This is a genomic window from Streptomyces sp. RPT161, assembly GCF_027533845.1.
GTDB lineage: Bacteria > Actinomycetota > Actinomycetes > Streptomycetales > Streptomycetaceae > Streptantibioticus_A > Streptantibioticus_A silvisoli_A.
In genome coordinates this window covers 64042-83217 of record NZ_JAPZVN010000023.1, presented here as the reverse complement: position 1 = coordinate 83217, position 19176 = coordinate 64042, and the positions used below count along the sequence as shown (strand labels likewise).

Below are 19176 nucleotides of genomic sequence, written 5' to 3'. Positions count from 1 at the left end.
GAGGAGTGGAAGTGGACTCGAGGAGCAGAAGTGGCTGACCGCAGGCGGTTGAAGCAGGTCCGGCTCGGTAGTCGGGGTCTGACGGCGGGGGCGCAGGGCCTCGGCTGCATGGGGATGAGCGAGTTCTACGGCGATACCGACGAGTCGGCCGCTCGCGCGACACTGGATGCGGCTCTTGAGCGGGGCGTGACGATGTTCGATACGGCCGACATGTACGGCCGCGGCGAGAACGAACGCTTCCTCGCCCCGTTCGTGCAGGCTCACCGTGAGCAGGTCGCCGTCGCCACGAAGTTCGGCAGCGTCCGCGGCGAGGACGGTTCGATGTCCGTGAGCAACGACCCGCGCTATGTCCGGCAGGCTGTCGACGGCAGCCTGTCCCGTCTCGGGCTTGAGGTGATCGACCTCTACTACATGCACCGCCGCGACCCGACGGTGCCGCTGGCCGACTCCATCGGAGCGATGGCCGAGCTGGTAACGCAGGGCAAAGTGCGCTATCTGGGCTTGAGCGAGGTCACCGGCGATGAGCTCCGCGAAGCCAACGCCATCCACCCGATCGCTGCCGTGCAGTCGGAGTGGTCGCTGTTCACTCGCGACATCGAGCGCACCTTGGTGCCGGCCGCCACCGAACTCGGCGTCGCCGTTGTGCCCTACTCGCCGCTCGGGCGTGGCTTCCTGACCGGCTCGATGCCCGCCCGACTGCAGGGCAACGACGTCCGCACCGTGTTCCCCCGCTTCACCGGCGAGAACGCCCGGCGCAACGCCGAACTGCTCACACCCCTCGCCCGGATCGCCGACGCTCGCGGCGCCTCGATGGCACAGATCGCCCTGGCCTGGCTGCACCGACAAGCCGTCGTACAGAACCTGACAGTGGTGCCGATCCCCGGCACCCGCACGCCGACGCGGCTGGCCGAGAACCTGGCCGCGCTCCGGATCACCCTCACCGACGACGAACTCGCACGCCTGGACCCGATCGCCGAGCAGGTTGCCGGCGACCGCTACCCGGACATGACCGAGACCGCAGGCTCACGCGAATCCTAGGCGAGCCCTGCACCACGAAAGGAACTGACATGCCATCCATTCAAATCGCCATCGCCTACTACTCCGGTTACGGGCACACCCTCGAGATCGCCAAGGCCGTGCGTGACGGTATCGAGTCGGTACCCGAGGCCCGCGCCGACATGGTCGACGTGGCCGACATGACCGACGCGAAGTGGGCGATCCTCGATGCCAGCGACGCGATCATCTTCGGGACACCGACCTACATGGGATCGGCATCCGGGGCGTTCCACACATTCGCCGAAGCGACGTCGAAGCGCTGGATGACCCAGCAATGGCTGGACAAACTCGCGTCCGGGTTCACCAACTCCGGATCGATGAGCGGCGACAAACTGCACACGCTGCAGTACCTGGCCCTGCTCGCCGCACAGCACGGCATGCACTGGGTCAGCCTGGGCCTGATGCCCGGCTGGAACACCACCACCAGCAGCGAACAGGACGACAACCGCCTCGGCTTCTACCTCGGCGCGGGCGCCCAGACCTGGAACGACCAAGGCCCGGACGCCGTCCACGCCGCCGACCTGTCCACGGCACGCCACCTCGGAGCCCGGGTCGCGACCCAGGCGCTGCGCTACCAACATCCTGTCGCGTCATAGACCCGCGAACGACTCGACAACGGCTGCCCCGCCAAGCGCCAGTCGGGACCGCGTCACGAGGTCCACCACCCCTCGTTGGCCTCGCGCTTTCACGAAGGAAGAAGCGTCGGGTCCTACCCGCGCGCGGGCTCCAGCACGAAGACGGGGATCACACGGTCGGTCTTCTCCTGATATTCGGCGTACGGCGGATACGCGGCGACCGCGCGCTCCCACCACTCGGCCTTCTCATCCCCGGTGACCTCACGGGCTGTCATGTCCCGGCGTACGGGCCCGTCCTGGAGCTCCACGTGCGGGTCGGACTTGACGTTGAAGTACCAGACCGGGTGACGTGGGAAGCCGCCCTTCGAGGCCACGGCCGCGTACCGCCCCTCGTGCTCCACGCGCATCAACGGGATCTTGCGGATCTTGCCGCTCTTCACGCCGCGCGTCGTGAGAATGACGACGGGCAGGCCCGTGTCCCAGAGCGTCGATCCCTGCGTGCCGCCCGAACTCTCGTACAGCTCGACCTGATCGCGCACCCACTGCGCCGGACTTGGCTCGTACTCGCCCTCAAGAGGCATCGCATTCACCCCATCGTCACGTCATGAAGTGTGGTGTCCGCCAGGTGGTCAGGTAAAACGCAGAGTGCCCACGACCAGCAAGACGAGGATTGTCGAGGCCCTTGTTCCCACTCCAGTCGGAGGCACCTTCCAGATGAGGAGCATGTCGGGCGCTACCCGCGTGTTCGTGTCGGGGGCGGTGGCCGGTCGGTGGTCTCACAGGCCGGGGCGTCGCTGCTGTCGGGGGGCCGCGCACCGAACGGTGGTTGGTGTCGTGATGCCCATGTCGATCCACGGGGTGCTGGTGCGGCGGCGCACCAGGGGCACCGGGTGGCAGGGTGACCCGGAAGGCCCTGGCCTCGGCGCCTGCCGGAATCCGGGCCGCCGCTTCCGGCAGGGACACGATCACCTCAACTCAGCGCGCATGTTCTCCTCCAAACAGGGATGTCCACCGGAAGCACAGGACGGCCTGCCCGTTTGTGACAGCCCAACGCGGCGAATGCGCAGACGCAGCCGCCGTAGGATCGCAGCGGGCGGGCCGTCCTCGCGCCGGAGGGCGCTCACCTGGGCGCACGACGGTTGACCTGCGGAGGCATCGGCAGCATGGACGGGCGGCAGCAGCTCACCGACGACTCCCTCGACGAAGCGGCGAACGTGTTCGAGCGACTGCGTCCACAGCTGTTCGGTATCGCCTACCGCGTCCTGGGCAGCGTGTCCGAGGCTGAGGACGTGGTGCAGGACGTGTGGCCGCGCTGGCAGGGCGCCGACCGGAGCGCGGTGCGGGATCCCGGGGCGTTTCTGGCGAAGATCACCACGCGTCTGGCGATCAACGTGGCTCAGTCGGCGCGGGTTCGCCGTGAGGCGTACGTGGGGCCGTGGCTGCCGGAGCCCGTGGACACCAGTGTGGATCCGCAGGTCGGCGCGGAGCGCGGCGAGGCGCTGGAGCTGGCCGTGCTGCTGGTCCTTCAGAAGCTGAACCCCGTGGAACGGGCGGCCTACGTGCTGCGGGAGGCGTTCGGCTACGCGTACGACGAGATCGCGGGCATGCTCCAGCTGAGCCAGGCCAATACGCGGCAGATCCTCAGCCGGGCCCGCAAGCGCCTGTCCGCCGAGCGTCGGGAACCCGTCGAGGCGGCCCAGCACCGACGGCTGGTCGAGGCCTTCGTCGTCGCCGCGCAGCACGGTGACGTCGCCGCGCTCGAGAGCGTGCTGTCGGCGGACGTCGTCGCCTACGCGGACGGGAACGGCATGCGCGGCGTGGCACGTGTGGAGATCGTGGGAGCCGAGCGCGTGGCCAGGGTCAGCGCCTTCGCGAGGAAGTTCTTCCCCGGGGCCGAGTACGCAGTGGCCGAGGCGAACGGCCGGCCCAGTCTGTTGCTCGTCCAGGACGGGGTCACGGTCGCTCTGGTGAGCGTCACCGTGGGACCGGACGGTCTAGACGGGCTGTACTGGGTCCTGGCGCCCGACAAACTGAGGGGCTACGAGCGGTCGACCCGCAGACCCACGGGACGCCCGTAGCCGCTCTGACAACGGGAGACCGGTCAGCTCTGCTTCAGCCAGTCCTCGTAGCGGGTGGACGCGAGACGGGCCGTGTCGTCGCCGATGAGAACCCCGTCGGGCATGCCCGCGAACGGGCTCGCGGCCTCGTCGGTGACGATGGAGCGGCCGTCCGGCTTCGCCGCGAGGGTGATCTCACCGAGCCGGTCGAGCCGCTCGACCTCGGGGCCCGCGATGTCGCGTACGCCGTACAGCGGCTCGCCCAGCGCCGCGTCCGCGACGGCGGCGGCGACGTCGGCGGAGGCCATCGGGCGCAGCCGCAGGGACGGCAGGTGCACCTGCGTGCCCTCGGTGGTCATGTCCATCACCGGGGCGATGAATCGAAGAACTGGGTGGCGCGCACGATGGTGTAGGGAACGCCACTGTTCCGCACGGCTTCCTCCTGGGCGACCTTGGCCCGGTAGTAGCCGTAGTCGGGCACCTGGTCGACGCCGACGATGGAGAGCACGACGTGGTGGCGGACACCCGCCTCCTTTTCGGCCTCGGTCAGGTTCCGCTCCGAGCGGGTGAAGAAGTCCAGCGCCGGCTCCGGATCGAAGGAGGGGGAGTTCGGCACGTCCACGACCACGTCCGCGCCCGTCAGAGCCTGCGCCAGACCCTCACCGGTGAGGGTGTCGACGCCCGTGGAGGGAGCGGCCGCCAAGGCCTCGTGACCACTGTCGCGCAGCAGCGCGACCACCTGCGAGCCGATGAGCCCCGTACCGCCGACGACCACGATCTTCATCACTGCCTCCGTTCGTTGATTCGGCTTCCGACGGATACCGGCGACACCTCGCCGGACCCGGTGCGTGAACGCGCACATCAACAAGACAGGGCAGCAGCCAGGTCTGTGACAGCCGAGGTCGACGCCCCTGAGGTGGGCGGGCCGGTCAGTCGTGGTTGCGGACCTCCCGCCCCAGCGCGTCCTTCGCCTACGGAACCGACCATCTCTACGGCCCGGACGGCGGCGTCGCCGGGAACCTGATGGAGGACATCGCCGGGAACCTGATGGAGGACGAGGACCCCGATCGCGCCCCTGAGGACTTTCGGACCGTTCTGGTGACTGGTGCCCACCGCGGTTATCGACCTTGCTCGGGCAAAGGACCGTTTGCGAGAACGCTAGCTGCGTACCGCAGCCAGGCCCTGGTCGTACAGGTCGAGAATGTCGCCCTGCCCGTTGCCATCGAGCCACGTCGCGGTGGCGGCATCGAAGCATGCGAACGCTGTCGCAACGATGGCGCGGGCTTGCCCTCGGTTCGTCCCCGAGGCGGCCAGTCTGGCTTCGAGCAGGGGCAGCAGCTCCTCCTGGCAGCGCACGCGCTTCCCGAGGTAGGCGGCGCGCAGCGAGTCGGTGTGGTGCACCAAGCGGAAGCGCTCCAGTGCCTCCTCGGGAGTCGCATGCAGGGAGAGCGCGGCCTTGAACGCGGCACGCAACGCCTCCCAGGCGTCGGCATCGACGGGCTGCTCGCGGACGGTTTCCGTCAGCAGGGTGACGAACCGCTCCTCGCTGCCACCGATGAGGTCTTCCTTGGTGCCGAAGTAACGGAAGAGGGTGCGCTGGGAGACGCCGGCCTCGCGGGCGATCTGCGCGATGGTCGTCTCCTCGTAGCCCTGCTGCGTGAACAGGCGCAACGCGGTTTGGAGGATCTCCTGTGCGGCCAGCTGCCGCGTCCGATCCCACAGTGTGGGTGTAGCCGCCCCTTTGCCTTGCGTTCCCTGTGCCATGCCATCAGCTTAGCGCGGCCTGCCAGCCTGGCGCTTACAGGAGTCTTGGCAGTCACTGCCACTCGGGCGTACGCTGTCGTGAAAGCGAGCCCGGGCGCCTGCGCGGCGCTTTGCCTCTGAGTCCTTTCTGCCTCTGGCGACAGGGCTGAAGGCGCCCTGGCGCATTCAGCAAGGAGAACAACCGTTGGCAGCAAAGACAGCCCTCATCACCGGCGGAACCAGCGGGATCGGCAAGGCCACCGCGGAACTGCTCCACTCGCGCGGTTATCGCGTCATGGTCACCGGCCTCGGCGATATCGATGACGCCGGCCTTCCTGGAGACGTCATCGCTGTCCAGGCCGACGCCGGCTCCCTGACCGACATCGGCCGGGCCGTGGACCAGGCGCGTGAGCACCTGGGCTCCCTCGACCTGCTCTACCTCAACGCGGGCATCTCTCGCCCCCGCCCGATCGAGTCCACCGATGAGGCCGCCTTCGACGCCCTGTTCAACATCAACGTCAAGGGCAACTTCTTCACACTGCAAAAGGCGCTCCCCCTGCTGAACGAAGGCGCGTCCGTGGTGTTCACCGTCGGTGCCGGCGAGGGACTCGGCGCTGCCATGACCGCTGCCAAGGGAGCTCTGCTGCCTCTCGTGCGCTCCCTGGCCATCGAACTCGCCCCACGCCGCATCCGGGTCAACGCGGTAAGCCCCGGCCTGGTCAACACCCCCGCGTACAGCAAGATGGGCATCTCCCCCGACACGATCGCCTCCTGGGGTGAAGGCGTTCCCCTCGGCCGCGTCGGAGCCCCTGCCGACATTGCTGAAGCTGTCGCCTTCCTCGCATCCGACAGCGCCAGCTACATAACGGGCGACAATCTGATCGTCTCCGGCGGCATCGGCGTTCATACCCGCCCCGTGTAGGCAATTGCGGCAGGCGCAGGCCGATCAGCGCCCTCGTGAGTTTCTGACGCCCCGCCGTCGTCCTCGTCCAGCTCCGATGCGTCCGGATCACGCAAGGGGCGTAAGGCGCTGACCGCAGTGAAGCTGTAGCGGTCGAGCAGGTTGAGGTTGCGGAGTGGATCGCGAGGGATCGGGCCCGCACCCAGGCCCTGCGCCAGGCCCCCGGTTGCGGCGTAACCCGGGAGGACGTGGGCCACCCCGACCGGAAGCTGGCGACGATCAGCCAGGAGCCGCAGGCCAGCGAGCAGTAACCCGTTCCTTTTATGGCGGTTCTCGGATCCGGCGATGGCCGAAGCGGCGAACGCCGCACAGCGGCCCGCCGCACCCCTTGGTTCATTCGATGAAGAGGAAGACCTCATGGCTTCTGTTGATCTGACCGGGCGCGTGGCCCTGGTGACCGGTGCGACCAGCGGTATCGGCGCCGCCACCGCCGCGCTGCTAGCTGAGCGGGGCGCCCATGTGCTGGTCGCCGGGCGTGACGCGACCCGAGGCGGGGCGGTGGTCACCGCAATCCGGGAGCGCGGCGGCAAGGCGGACTTCGTCGCCGCCGACCTGCGCGCCGCGGACGCCGTGCGGCGGCTGGCCCGGGAGGCGTCCGAGCTGGGCGGCGGCCGGGTCGACATCCTCGTCAACAACGCGGGTGTCTACCCCGGCGGTCCGACCGAGGAGGCGACACCGACCGAGGTGGACGCCGTCTACGACCTGAACGTGAAGGCTCCCTTCTACCTGGTCGGGGCGCTGGCGCCGGCCATGGCCGAAGGCGGCGGCGGGGCGATTGTCAACGTCAGCACTATGGCGGCCGACTACGGCATCTCGGGACTGGCGCTGTACGGATCGAGCAAGGCGGCGCTGAACCAGCTCACCCGGGCGTGGGCCGCCGAGTACGGCCCGCGCGGCGTCCGCGTCAATACCGTCGTGCCGGGCCCGACCCGCACCGAGGGAATGGAGGGCATGAGCGAGGCGATGGACGCCGTAGCCGCACAGGCCCCCGCGGGCCGCGCGGCCGAACCGGAGGAGATCGCCGAGGCCATCGCCTACCTGGCCAGCGACGCCGCCAGCTTCGTCCAGGGCGCCCACCTGGCCGTGGACGGCGGCCGCACGGCGGTGTGACCCCAATTTCGCGCCGCCCACCGCCCCCTTCGCGCCGCGGCGGGTCCGGCCGGTATTGCTGCTGCACACCCACCGCCCCGCGGAGCCCGACGCTTCCCACAGCGGGCTGCCGCGCGGTCTTCCTCGACATCGTCCACCGGACCACCGGCCCGGGACCGGCCCGGGAGGCGGCCTTCCGCCCCGCAAACCCCGGCGACTGCATGGACATCGTGCGTTGTCGCTGCCGATAGGCCGCACCATCACCATCACCGTCACGCTCGGGAAGCACGAGAACGGCCTTCGCAGGGTCCGCTTGTACGATGCCCGCGCTTCCTGCTTTACGTACCCGCGGACAGCGGTGTCCCGGATCACGTCCTGGCCCGGTGGGCAGGGCACACCAACGTCAAGACGACCAAGAAGTGGTACGTCAAGCCTGACGTGGAGGATCTGCGTGGGGCGGTGGAGGCATGGGAAGGTCTGGCGAGCGTCCCCGACCCCCCGCCTTGAGAAATTGTGAGATGTGGGAGCGTGGCCTGGTGAGCACGACAGCGACCGAACACCTGCAATACCGCTTTGACGGGCCAGAACACGCGCCGGTTCTGGTCTTGGGGCCAGCTCTAGGCACCACATGGCACATGTGGGACCGGCAGATACCCGAGCTGACCGCGCACTGGCGGGTGCTCCGCTTCGATCTGCCGGGACACGGTGGCGCGCCCGCGGAACCCGCGTCCTCCATCAGCGAGCTGGCTGACCGGCTGCTCGCCACCCTCGACGACCTCGGCATCGAACGGTTCGGCTACGTGGGCTGCTCGATCGGCGGCGCCGTCGGCCTCGACCTGGCGCTGCGCAGCCCGTGCCGGGTCTCCTCGCTGGTCCTTGTCTCCTCGGCGGCACGCTTCGACACTCCCGACGGCTGGCGGCAGCGCGGGGTCGTGGTCCGGTCCGGCGGGCTCGCCCAGATCGCCCAGACCACCCCGGAGCGCTGGTTCACCCCGGCCTTCCGCGCCGCACAGGCATCCATCGTCGAGTGGGGCGTGCAGATGGTGCGCACCACCGACGCCGAGTGCTACATCGCCGCCTGCGAGGCACTGGCCACCCACGACGTACGGGCCGAACTCGCCGAAATCGCCGTGCCCACGCTGGTCGTGGCCGGTGCCGAGGACCACGCCACACCGCCCGCCGAGGCCCGCGCGCTGGTCGCCGGCATCCACGACGCCCGGCTCGCCGTGGTCCCCGGTGCCTCCCACCTGGTCGCGGTGGAGCAGCCGAGGGCGTTCACCGATCTGGTGGTGCGGCACTTCTCCACCGCCTGGCTGGACCGTCCCGCGCCCACCCAGCCGCCGTTCCGGCCGCCCGTCGAGCCGACGGCGCCGCATCCGACCGCCGCCCCGGCACCGCCGCAGGTGATCACCCCGCCGTTCGCGGCTCCGGTGCCCCCGCCGCCGGTGGCCGTCCCCCCGACCGTCCCGCCGCCCGTCGTACCGACGGTCACGCCGACCGCCGCGCCCAGCGTCGTACCCGAGCCGCCCGCCGCCGCGCCCCCGCAGCGTCCCGACCCGTACGACGAGGGGATGAGGATCCGCCGCGAGGTGCTGGGCGACGCGCACGTGGACCAGGCCGCCGCCAACGCCGACGAACTCACCGCGGACTTCCAGGACTTCATCACCCGCTACGCCTGGGGCGAGATCTGGTCCCGGCCGGGGCTCGACCGCAAGACCCGAAGCTGCATCACCCTGACCGCGCTCGTCGCCGGCGGCCATCTGGACGAGCTGGCCTTCCATGTCCGCGCCGCGCTGCGCAACGGGCTGTCGCCCGCCGAGATCAAGGAGGTGCTGATGCAGACCGCCGTCTACTGCGGCGTCCCCACGGCCAACTCGGCCTTCGCGGTGGCCCAGCGGGTCATCCGGGAGGTCGCCCAGCTGCCCCGCTGAGGGCTCGCCGGATACCCGGATCGGCGCGCCCTGCCATAGCCGTGGTGGGGCGCCGCCCCGGTGAAATGATGTTGGGGAAACGGTTCCCGGGACGGCCTGGTAGGGGAGACAACCATGAAGCTGACCAAGAAGGGGCACGCCTGCGTCCGGCTGGAGAACGGCGGGCAGACCCTGGTCATCGACCCCGGCAACTTCAGCGAGGCGGACGCGGCGGTCGGCGCGGACGCGGTCCTGGTGACCCATGAGCATCCGGACCACTTCGACGAGGGTCGGCTGCGGGCCGCGCTGGACGCCAATCCGGCCGCCGAGATCTGGACCCTGCGCAGCGTCGCCGACCAGATCGCCCCAGCCTTCCCCGGCCGGGTGCACACGGTGGGCAACGGCGACACCTTCAGCGCGGCGGGCTTCGACGTCGAGGTGCACGGCGAACTGCACGCGGTGATCCATCCCGACCGGCCCAGGATCACCAACATCGGCTTCCTGGTGGACGGTTCGCTGTTCCACCCCGGCGACGCGCTCACCGTGCCGGACAAGGGCGTGGCCACGCTGATGCTGCCGGTGCACGCTCCGTGGAACAAGGTGTCCGAGATCATCGACTACGTGCGCGAGGTCGCACCGCGCCGGGCGTTCTCCATCCATGACGGCCTGCTGAGCGACAACGGGCACGGCATCTACAACACCCTGCTGGGCCCGTCCGGCCCCGGTATCGGCGAGGCGGAGCACCGCAGGATCGCCCCGGGGGAGAGCGTGGAACTGGCGTAGCCGTCCGGCTGTCGGTGGCGGGCGGTAGATTGCGGGACATGTCACTGCGCATCGCGACCTGGAACGTCAACTCGATCACCGCCCGCCTGCCGCGGCTGCTGGCCTGGCTGGAGAGCAGCGGCACGGACGTGCTGTGCATACAGGAGACCAAGTGCGCGGCCGAGCAGTTCCCGTACGACCAGCTACGTGAGCTGGGCTATGAGGCGGCGGTCAACGCGACCGGCCGGTGGAACGGCGTCGCGGTGCTGTCCAGGGTCGGGCTGGACGAGGTGGTGGTCGGCCTGCCCGACGGCCCGGAGTACGACGGCGCCCAGGAGCCGCGCGCGGTGGCGGCCACCTGCGGTGCGGTGCGGGTGTGGTCGGTGTACGTGCCCAACGGCCGCGAGGTCGGCCATGACCACTACAACTACAAGCTGCGCTGGTTCGACGCGCTGCGGCAGGCCGTCGCCGAGGACGCCGCCGGGGACCGGCCGTTCGCCGTCCTCGGCGACTACAACGTGGCGCCCACCGACGACGACGTATGGGACCCTTCCGTCTTCGAGGGGCTGACCCATGTGACCCCGGCGGAGCGCGCCGCGCTGGCCGCGCTGCGCGAGTCCGGGCTGTCCGACGTGGTACCGCGCCCGCTGAAGTACGACCGGCCGTTCACCTACTGGGACTACCGGGAGCTGGGCTTCCCCAAGAACAAGGGCATGCGCATCGACCTGGTCTACGGCAACGTGCCCTTCGCGAAGGCGGTCGGCGACGCCTACGTGGACCGCGAGGAGCGCAAGGGCAAGGGCGCCTCCGACCACGCCCCGGTCGTGGTGGACCTGGAGCTGTAACCGCTTTACGACCTGTACGGCCGGGCCGCGGAGCGCACACACTGTGCCGCCCCGGTGTCCCGGCCGACCCGCGTACGCTCACCGGCCATGACCGTCAATGACCCGGGCCGCCAACTCGTGCCCAGCTTCGCCCTGCACATCGCCGACGCCGAGTTGTCGCCGGAACCGCTCGATCCGGCGCAGATCGTCTCGGGCAGCCCCGAGGTGACCGGCGCGGTCCTGTGGGAGTCGGCGGACGGCACCCGGGCGCACGGCATCTGGCAGATCACCCCGGGAGTGGTCACCGACACCGAGGCCGACGAGATGTTCGTGGTGATCGGCGGCCGGGCCACGATCGAGGTCGCGGGCGGCCCGGTCTTCGAGGTCGGACCGGGCGATGTGTGTGTGCTGCGCGAGGGCGACCGGACGACGTGGACGGTGCACGAGACGCTGCGCAAGGCGTACAGCGTCCGTATCTGATCGCCGCGTCTGACGCCGTGCGGCGGGCGGGCGGTGCCAGTCTGTCGGTATGGAGATCTCGTTCTTCGACAAATGGCGCAAGCGGCACGGCACCGCGCGCGGTGTCTCCGTGACGGCGCCGGGCGCCGTCGACCAGGAGGGGGTCGCGGAACTGCTCGCGGAGTGCGAGCTGCTGCGTGAGCAGGCGTCGGCGGCCGGGGTCGAACTCGACGACACCGCAGCCTCGTTGGCGGCTCTGGACCAGCTTCCGCCGCAGTGGCGGGACGACCCGGACAACCTCTCCTGGCTCGGCAACGACGCCGGGCTGTACCTCGGCACGGTCATCGTGCGCGGCGTACCCGGCGCCGTCTGGCAGATCTGGCCGAACGGCCACCCGGTGGTGCGGTTGGCCTCCGGCCGGGAGATCGACGTGGTCGCCGCGGGACACGCCTGGGCGAGCGGTGGAACGCCGGAACTGGCCCAGGTCCACGCGGAGGCGGCGGAGGGCCACTGACCCCGCCGAAGGCGGAGTTCGCCCGTGGGCGCCACGTCATGGGGTGGCTCGCCGCCGGGCCACGTCATGGGGTGGCTCGCCGCCGCGGCGGCGAGTTGCCACGGGGTGCGGCCGGGCGGCGCCGCATCGTCCGTCAGCGGCCTACGGCCGCGAGCACCGCGCCCGGGCGCCACCCGTGTCCGAGGTGATCCACCCATGCGCCGCGCGCAACTCCCGGTCGTAGCAGAATCCGGAGTCGTCGAACTCCCGGTAGCGCTCGGTGGACGTGCCGTCCGCCGTGAGCACCGCGCCGTTCTTGCGCGCGAGTTCCCCGGTGGCGGTGAGCCGGTCGTTCACGTCGGCCGTGGTGTGCCAGCCGCCGCGCCCGGCCCGCACCGCGTCCGTCTCAGCGCGCCCCTGTGTCACCGCCGCCCGCAGGTCGTAGTTGTTGTAGTCGACGTTGGAGACCGCATCGCTGTCCACGTCGATGGGGTAGGCCCAGGAGTGCCGCACGGTCTGCTGGTCGCCGCCGGGACCAGCGGTGCGCACCGTCGTGCTCCCGGTGTCCCGCTGGTGCACCACCTGCCGCTGGCCGGTCATGGAGACCGCGTCGGTGTTGCGGTACCCGAGGTGCTGTTCCACGGTGGTGGCCACCCGCCCATGGGAGGTGTCGACATATCCACTGATCGACCAGTCGCGGTGTACGTCCACCGCGACATCCGTACCGCCGTCCGCCCGCTTGGTCTCCGCGGTGGCGACCCGGGGAGCCGCGCCCAGTGAGTCCGCGGTGACGGCGCCGCCGGTGCGGGCCCGACCGTGGTCGGTGTCCACGAACAGCGAACCGCCCACCGTCCAGGTGTCGTTGGCGGCGTACGGGCTGATGGTCAGCGAGTGCGGCCTCCCGTCGGCGAGTTGGCCGGCGAACGGCGTCAGGTTGATGTCGTACGCCTCGGTGCGGAACTGGTCGATGGCCGGGATCGGCCGCCACAGCGTGGGCACGATGCCGCCCGAGTACACCACGGGGTACGGCTGCGCCAGACCCGCCGGGCGGCCGTCCACCGAGACCAGGACCTCACGGTACGGGCCGCCCCCGCACAGGTAGTCGGGCGCCGTCCTGGCCAGGTCGTCCGGTACGGCGGTGAACCACTGCTCGTCGCAGCCCCCACCGCGCGCGTACAGCTCCAGCCGGGCCCGGGTCAGATTGGTCGGGAACGCCACCGAGGCGGTCGCCGACTGGCCCTTGCCCAGCTCGAACCAGGGCGCGGTCTTCGGATCGTGCCTGGCCACCGGTATCACCCGGTCGGCGGTACGGGCGGCGGGGTGCCGGGCGTCGGCCAGGTAGTAGGTGAAGCTCAGCCGCATGTGGTAGACGCCGGTGTATGTCGAGTTGACAACGTTGCCCAGTTCCACCTCGAGCTGCTGAGGGCTCCTCAGCAGCGGGGCGAACTCGGTGATGTCCTTGTCGACGTGCCAGTTGATGCCGTCCTCGTCGGGTTCGGCGGTACTGGTGCGGAAGATCTCCGCGCCCCCCAGCCACACCCCGGCGAGCCGGTCGTACTGGCGGCCCTTGACGCTGCCCGACCAGTCCATGACGACCTTGGTCCAGGGGCCCGCGCAACGGGTGGGCGGGGTGACGGTGGTGCCGTAGGGCGGGTCGGTGAGGTTGTTGCCGAAGTCATGGCGCATCACCTCCACCGTGCAGTGCCGGGTGTTCGGGCGGCTGACGGGGGGCAGGGCGGACACCGGATCCTGGTAGTCCACCGCCGGGTTCGAACGCGGCGCCGCCGCGGCCGAGGCGGGCGCGCCCAACCCGCTGAGCGCCAATGCCGCCGCGGCGCCGAGCGCAGCCAACGGGCGCCAAACGGTCGGCAGTCGCCCGCCGTCAAGTGACCGCCATCGTCTGGTCCGTGCCATCGGATCACCCTCTCCTGATTATCCGTGACCATTCGTGATCACCGTGGCCCGTACGCTGCCGTACTCCCGGACGCCCGACAAGACCGCCGGATCGGACGTCAGGACGGCCCCGCATCCACAGGATCGGGCCCGGAGCCGGGCATCATGGCGGAAGGGACCCCGCGAACCACCCAGACCGGGAGATACGACATGGAATCCCTGGAGAAACTCCCCAACATCGGTGCGATCCTCGCCGACCGGCTGCGCGAAGCCGGGGTGTGCGACGCGGCGGAACTGCGCCGGCTCGGCGCGGAGGCGGCGTACGCCAAGATCAGCGCGGAGCTGCCGGAGGACGCCCGCGGCCACACCCTCTTCGCCCTCGAAGGCGCCATCCGCGGCACCCGTTGGACCTCCATCCCGCAGGAGGAGCGGGCCACCCTCGCGTCGCGCGTCTTCGACTGACCCGGTGAGGGCGGCGCGGTACGCCACTCGCGCGCCATGCCAGGGCGCCCCGCTGGCTACGCGTGAGTAGCGGTCGGCGCCGCGCCGCCCATACGGCCCAAGCCCGAGCGCCGACGCCCCACGACGGCCGGATCATGACCCCATGGCAGTAGTGGTCGCGGTGGGCGCGTTCTTGATGACCCTGCTCGGCGGCGCGGTGGCGCACCGTATCGGGGACCGCCGCCATCTCGTACTGGGGCTCGCCGCCGGGCTGATGCTGGGCGCGGTCGGCTTCGACCTGCTGCCCGAAGCCCTCTCCGCCCGACCGGCGCACGTGTTCGGGGTGCCCGCGGCGCTGCTGCTGTTCGTCGGCGGCTTCCTCGCCATCCACACCGTGGAGCGCGCGGTCGCCATCCACCGCGCCCACGAGGGCGAGTACGCCGCACACACCCACCCGCACCGGCACGACCGTGCGCCGCCCCAGGCCCTCGGTATCGTCGCGGCGAGCGCCCTGATCGCCCACAGCGTCATGGACGGCTTCGCCATCGGCGCGGCCTTCCAGGCCGGGGCGACCGTCGGCGCGGTGGTCGCGTTCGCCGTCATCGCGCATGACTTCGCGGACGGCTTCAACACCTACACGGTGACCTGGCTGCACGGGAGCGACCGCCGCCGGACCTTCGCGCTGCTCGGCTGCGATGCCGTGGCGCCCGTGGTGGGCGCCGCCACCACCCTGGCGTTCACCATCCCGCGCGGCCTACTCGGGCTGTACCTGGGGTTCTTCGCCGGATTCCTGTGCTACCTCGCCACCTCCGACATCCTGCCCGAGGCGCACAGCCCGCATCCCTCGTTGTCCACGCTGCTGTGCACGGTCGCCGGTACCGGGTTCATGTGGCTGGTCATCGCGATGGCCGGCTGACGCCGGACGCGAAACGTTACAGCCGGACGAAACATCATCGCGGCGGCCCTGACCCCCTGTCGTCACTCCCGTCCCGCCGGTAGGCTCCCGGCCCTGTCGTTCGCTTGGAGGTACGCATGGGTCCTGCCGCAGGATCGACAACCCGCCGCCGGATAACGGCACTTGCCGCCACGGGCGCCGTGGTCGCCGCACTCGCCGCGGGCTCACCGGCCGCGGCCGGAACCCCCACCGCGGTCCCGGTGAAGTCACCGGTGGCGGTCGGCTACGGCGGCGCCGTCTCCAGCGTGGACGCCAACGCCTCCGCGGTCGGCATCGACGTCCTGCGGCACGGCGGCAACGCGGTGGACGCGGCCGTCGCCACCGCCGCCGCGCTCGGGGTGACCGAGCCGTACTCGGCCGGTATCGGCGGTGGCGGCTACCTTGTCTACTACGACGCCAGGACCCACCGAATATCCACCATCGACGGCCGGGAGACCGCACCGCACACCGCGAACAGCGGCCTGTTCCTGGAGAACGGCAAGCCGCTGCCGTTCGACCAGGCGGTCACCAGCGGCCTGTCCGTCGGCGCCCCCGGCACCCCCGCCACCTGGCAGGCCGCCCTCGACCGCTGGGGGACCCGCTCGCTCGCCCAGTCGCTCGCCCCGGCCGAACGCCTCGCCGAGCAGGGCTTCACCGTGGACAAGACGTTCCGCCAGCAGACCGCCGACAACCAGGCACGGTTCGCCGACTTCCCGGCCACCGCCAAGCTGTTCCTGCCGGGCGGCAAACCGCCGGAGGTCGGCTCGACCTTCACCAACCCCGATCTGGGCCGCACCTACCGGGAGTTGGCCCGGCGCGGCCTGGGCGCCCTCTACCGCGGCGACATCGGCGCCGACATCGTCAACACCGTCCGCAAGCCGCCGGTGAGCCCGACCGCCACCCGCAGGGTGCGGCCCGGCCGGCTGAGCGCCGCGGACCTGGCGGCGTACGCGGTGCGGTACCGGCAGCCGACGCACGTCACGTACCGCGGCCGAGACGTGTACGGGATCGCGCCGTCCTCCTCGGGCGGCACCACGATGGGCGAGGCCCTGAACATCCTCCAGCGGTACGACCTGTCCGGCATGAGCCCGGCGCAGTACCTGCACCACTTCATCGAGGCCAGCCGGATCGCCTTCGCCGACCGGGGCCGCTGGGTCGGTGACCCGGCATACGTCAACGTGCCCACCCGCGGCCTGACCTCACAGCGGTTCGCCGACTCGCGCGCCTGCCTGATCAAGCCCGGCGCGGTCCTCAGCAGCCCGCTGCCGCCCGGCGACCCGCGTCATCCGTCGTCGGGCTGCGCCCACGGCGGCGCCCCCGTACCCACCACGTACGAGGGCCAGAACACCACCAACCTGACGGTGGCCGACAGGTGGGGCGACGTCGTCGAGTACACCCTCACCATCGAGCAGACCGGCGGCAGCGGCATCGTGGTGCCCGGTCGTGGCTTCCTGCTCAACAACGAGCTCACCGACTTCGACTTCACCCCGGCCAACCCGGCCGTCCCCGACCCGAACCTGCCGGGTCCCGGCAAGCGTCCGCGCTCCTCGATCTCGCCGACGATCGTGCTCAAGGACGGCAGGCCGGACTTCGCGATCGGCTCGCCCGGTGGCGCGACCATCATCACCACCGTGCTCCAGGTGCTGCTCGGCCATGTGGACCGCGGGCTGCCGCTGGTGGACGCCATCGCCGCGCCGCGCGCCAGCCAACGTAACGCCGCCGCAACCGAGTTGGAGCCCGGCCTGTACAACAGCCCGCTGCGCGGTGAGCTGGAGAAGATCGGCCATCACTTCACCCTCAACCCGGAGATCGGCGCGGCCACCGGCGTCCAGCGGCTGCCGGACGGCCGGTGGATCGCCGCCGCCGAGACGGTACGGCGCGGCGGCGGCTCGGCCATGGTCGTCCACCCGGCGGGCACCGCGTAGGTCAGCCACGCCCGCCGAGCAGCGCCACCGCCGCGTCGAACGCCGAGTCGCGGCGGTGGCCGAACTCCCCGGCGGTGAAGACCGGCTCCCGGATGTCCGGTGGAATGCCCTGGCCGTCGAAGGTCCGCCCGTCACGGGTCAGGAACTCCTCGTTGGGCAGTCCGAAGGTCCAGCCGTTCGGCAGGTCGCGGTCCAGCACGTCGGAGAAGACCCCCTGGGTGTTCTCGCCGATCCGCACCGTCCTGCCGGGTCGGCCGATCAGCGCCTGGGTGAAGGTCTCCCCGGCGCTGACGGTCGACCCTCCGGTCAGTACGGCCAGCGGGCCGGTGTAGCGCGGGGCGCCGGCCGGGCGCACGGTGATCGGCTGCGGCCGGCTGAACCGGCCCGGGTCGCCGGGGTCGTCCCGGTGGCGCTTGGCGTACGCGAGGTAGGGGCGGTCCGTCAGCCGGGAGGCGATGCGCAGACCCAGTTCGTCGTAGCCGCCGCCGTTGACCCGCAGATCGATGGCCAACCCCTTGAGGGCCCGGGTCCGCTCGGCGCTGAACACCGTGTCCAGCGCCCGGTCCAGTGCCTGCTCGTCGGCGGTGTACGGGTCGTCGCGGTCGGCGCTGTAGCCACCGAAACCCGAGACGCGCAGATACCCCAGGCCGCCGGGCAGATCGGCGTAGCCGATCCGGCCGCCCGCGAACTCCCGTAGCGGCCGCCCGCGCAGGTCGCGGTCCTTGACGTACGCCTTCACCCTGGCGTCGAGTGCCGGGCCCGGTACCACCGTGCCCGGCCGCCCCTGGCCGAAGTACCGCGCGCCTCCGTCGTACAGATGGACGTGCGCGTCGTTCAGCGGTGCGACCATGTCCCGCAGGACGGTGAAGAGTTGGCCGTCGGAGGTGGTCGCGTTGACCCTCGGCCGATAACGGCCGTACGTCTCCTGCCAGTTGACGCCCTTGGCGGCGAAGAACGGGTAGTTCTCCGCGAAGGTCCGCCAGAACGTCTCGAACACCGCCACCGGATCCGACGGAGCCCTGTGCGCGCACGCGGCGGGCAGCGCACCGATCCGCCGCAGGCCGCGCTCGCCGGGGGATCCGGCCACCCGCAACGCCGCGCTGTCCGGCAGGTCCGACGGTCGAACGGTGTAGACGTCCTTGTGGGACGTCGTGTACGTGACCGACCCGTCCCGGGCGGTCGGGCCGGACCGCTCGGCCACCTCGCCCGGAAGGCAGCTGACCGCCGTCGTCTGGAACGCGCGGAGCCGGCCGTGTGCCACGCTGAGGACGGTGCCGTAGCCGTCCATCCGCCACACCCCGTCCAGGGGCTCCGCGGCGCTCGCCGAGCCCACCGGGAGCACGGCGGCACCCACCGCCAACAGCGCCACGGCCGCGGCCGCTCGCGCGCATCGAGTCCTGTGCACCATGCGGACCATCGTGTCCGCGACACGCCTGGCCGGGGCATCCCGGCAGCATGTGGGTTCGGGGTGGGGAAGGCCCCACCCCGAACCCGTCCGTCAGCCCAGCAGCTTGACGATCGCGTCCGTGGTGTCCGTCTCGCCCAGCATGGGGAAGATCCGCTCCAGGCTGTTGTGGTGGGCGTCCGCGTTCATGTCGGTCACGGCGTCCGTCGCGACGGTCACGTGGTAGCCGTGCTCGTGGGCGGCACGCGCCGTGGACTCCACACCGATGCTGGTGGCGATACCGGCCAGCACGATCTGCGTCACGCCGCGGCGGCGCAGCTCCAGGTCGAGGTTGGTGCCGTGGAACGCGCCCCACTGCTGCTTGGTGACGGTGATGTCCCCGGGCTGCCGGTCCAGATCCGGGACCAACTCGGCCCAGTCGGCGGGCAGTTCACGGTCCGGCTGCGGCATTTCGGTACGGCCCGGCGCGCGGCCCGCGACGTTCACCAGGACGACCGGCAGGTCCTTGGCGCGGAACGCCGCCGCCAACCGCGCGCCGCGCTCGACGACCTCGGCGCTGGAGTGGACGGTGGGCAGGCCGACGATGCCCTTCTGGAGGTCGATCAGGACGAGCGCGGTCCGGGGGTCGAGTGCCGTTGCTGGCATGGGT

At 71.0% G+C, this 19176-nt stretch carries 18 protein-coding genes and 1 pseudogene; 13 read left to right on the top strand and 6 right to left on the bottom strand.

Going from position 1 to position 19176, the window contains the following annotated elements; genetic code table 11:
• The first annotated feature begins 30 nt into the window (after window positions 1-30).
• Together O5O46_RS30195 and O5O46_RS30190 are read left to right on the top strand one after the other, a co-directional pair.
• Window positions 31-1038, top strand: a complete 1008-nt coding sequence (locus O5O46_RS30195) for an aldo/keto reductase (RefSeq protein ID WP_269858804.1) — start codon at window positions 31-33, stop codon at window positions 1036-1038.
• A 29-nt stretch (window positions 1039-1067) separates the two neighbouring features.
• Window positions 1068-1652, top strand: coding sequence for a flavodoxin family protein (locus O5O46_RS30190; RefSeq protein WP_269858803.1), 585 nt, complete (start codon window positions 1068-1070; stop codon window positions 1650-1652).
• A 113-nt stretch (window positions 1653-1765) separates the two neighbouring features.
• Here the strand turns inward: O5O46_RS30190 and O5O46_RS30185 are convergent, their stop codons facing one another.
• Complete coding sequence (locus O5O46_RS30185) at window positions 1766-2212, bottom strand: nitroreductase family deazaflavin-dependent oxidoreductase (RefSeq protein ID WP_269858802.1); 447 nt, start codon at window positions 2210-2212, stop codon at window positions 1766-1768.
• Window positions 2213-2794: 582 nt separating this feature from the next.
• On the opposite strand from O5O46_RS30185, the gene sigJ reads away from it, so the two are divergent.
• Complete coding sequence (gene sigJ, locus O5O46_RS30180) at window positions 2795-3709, top strand: RNA polymerase sigma factor SigJ (RefSeq protein ID WP_269858801.1); 915 nt, start codon at window positions 2795-2797, stop codon at window positions 3707-3709.
• Between the two features lie 23 nt (window positions 3710-3732).
• Here sigJ and O5O46_RS30175 read toward each other — a convergent pair.
• Window positions 3733-4472, bottom strand: a pseudogene (locus O5O46_RS30175) (SDR family oxidoreductase).
• 374 nt (window positions 4473-4846) lie between these two features.
• Window positions 4847-5452 (bottom strand): TetR/AcrR family transcriptional regulator, encoded by a 606-nt coding sequence (locus O5O46_RS30170; RefSeq protein ID WP_269858800.1) that lies wholly within the window; start codon window positions 5450-5452, stop codon window positions 4847-4849.
• 184 nt (window positions 5453-5636) lie between these two features.
• Between O5O46_RS30170 and O5O46_RS30165 the strand changes: the two genes are divergently transcribed.
• The 7 genes from O5O46_RS30165 (at window position 5637) to O5O46_RS30135 (ending at window position 11950) form a co-directional block, all read left to right on the top strand.
• Complete coding sequence (locus tag O5O46_RS30165; protein ID WP_269858799.1) at window positions 5637-6353, top strand: SDR family oxidoreductase; 717 nt, start codon at window positions 5637-5639, stop codon at window positions 6351-6353.
• A 396-nt stretch (window positions 6354-6749) separates the two neighbouring features.
• Window positions 6750-7502, top strand: a complete 753-nt coding sequence (locus O5O46_RS30160) for an SDR family NAD(P)-dependent oxidoreductase (RefSeq protein WP_269858798.1) — start codon at window positions 6750-6752, stop codon at window positions 7500-7502.
• A gap of 497 nt (window positions 7503-7999) precedes the next feature.
• Entirely contained in the window at window positions 8000-9412 is a 1413-nt protein-coding gene (pcaDC, locus tag O5O46_RS30155) for a bifunctional 3-oxoadipate enol-lactonase/4-carboxymuconolactone decarboxylase PcaDC (RefSeq protein ID WP_269858797.1), read from the top strand.
• 114 nt (window positions 9413-9526) lie between these two features.
• Window positions 9527-10174, top strand: a complete 648-nt coding sequence (locus O5O46_RS30150) for an MBL fold metallo-hydrolase (protein ID WP_269858796.1) — start codon at window positions 9527-9529, stop codon at window positions 10172-10174.
• 44 nt (window positions 10175-10218) lie between these two features.
• Entirely contained in the window at window positions 10219-10998 is a 780-nt protein-coding gene (locus tag O5O46_RS30145; protein ID WP_269858827.1) for an exodeoxyribonuclease III, read from the top strand.
• 87 nt (window positions 10999-11085) lie between these two features.
• Entirely contained in the window at window positions 11086-11457 is a 372-nt protein-coding gene (locus O5O46_RS30140; RefSeq protein ID WP_269858795.1) for a cupin domain-containing protein, read from the top strand.
• Between the two features lie 49 nt (window positions 11458-11506).
• Window positions 11507-11950 carry a DUF6278 family protein gene (locus O5O46_RS30135; protein WP_269858794.1) on the top strand — a complete coding sequence of 148 codons (444 nt, stop codon included), beginning with the start codon at window positions 11507-11509 and terminating at the stop codon, window positions 11948-11950.
• Between the two features lie 141 nt (window positions 11951-12091).
• On the opposite strand, the gene O5O46_RS30130 is transcribed toward O5O46_RS30135, so the two are convergent.
• A complete protein-coding gene (locus O5O46_RS30130) occupies window positions 12092-13843 on the bottom strand; it encodes a peptide-N4-asparagine amidase (RefSeq protein ID WP_269858793.1) in 1752 nt (583 codons plus the stop codon).
• A gap of 189 nt (window positions 13844-14032) precedes the next feature.
• Between O5O46_RS30130 and O5O46_RS30125 the strand changes: the two genes are divergently transcribed.
• The 3 genes from O5O46_RS30125 (at window position 14033) to ggt (ending at window position 17122) form a co-directional block, all read left to right on the top strand.
• Complete coding sequence (locus O5O46_RS30125) at window positions 14033-14284, top strand: TfoX/Sxy family DNA transformation protein (RefSeq protein ID WP_255927905.1); 252 nt, start codon at window positions 14033-14035, stop codon at window positions 14282-14284.
• Between the two features lie 142 nt (window positions 14285-14426).
• On the top strand, window positions 14427-15179 hold the full coding sequence (locus O5O46_RS30120) for a ZIP family metal transporter (RefSeq protein ID WP_269858792.1): 753 nt from the start codon (window positions 14427-14429) through the stop codon (window positions 15177-15179).
• 116 nt (window positions 15180-15295) lie between these two features.
• Window positions 15296-17122, top strand: a complete 1827-nt coding sequence (ggt, locus tag O5O46_RS30115; RefSeq protein WP_269858791.1) for a gamma-glutamyltransferase — start codon at window positions 15296-15298, stop codon at window positions 17120-17122.
• Between the two features lies 1 nt (window position 17123).
• Here ggt and O5O46_RS30110 read toward each other — a convergent pair whose 3' ends face one another.
• Together O5O46_RS30110 and O5O46_RS30105 are read right to left on the bottom strand one after the other, a co-directional pair.
• On the bottom strand, window positions 17124-18530 hold the full coding sequence (locus tag O5O46_RS30110; RefSeq protein WP_269858790.1) for a S41 family peptidase: 1407 nt from the start codon (window positions 18528-18530) through the stop codon (window positions 17124-17126).
• Window positions 18531-18620: 90 nt separating this feature from the next.
• Entirely contained in the window at window positions 18621-19172 is a 552-nt protein-coding gene (locus O5O46_RS30105; protein WP_269858789.1) for an isochorismatase family protein, read from the bottom strand.
• Between the last annotated feature and the right edge of the window lie 4 nt (window positions 19173-19176).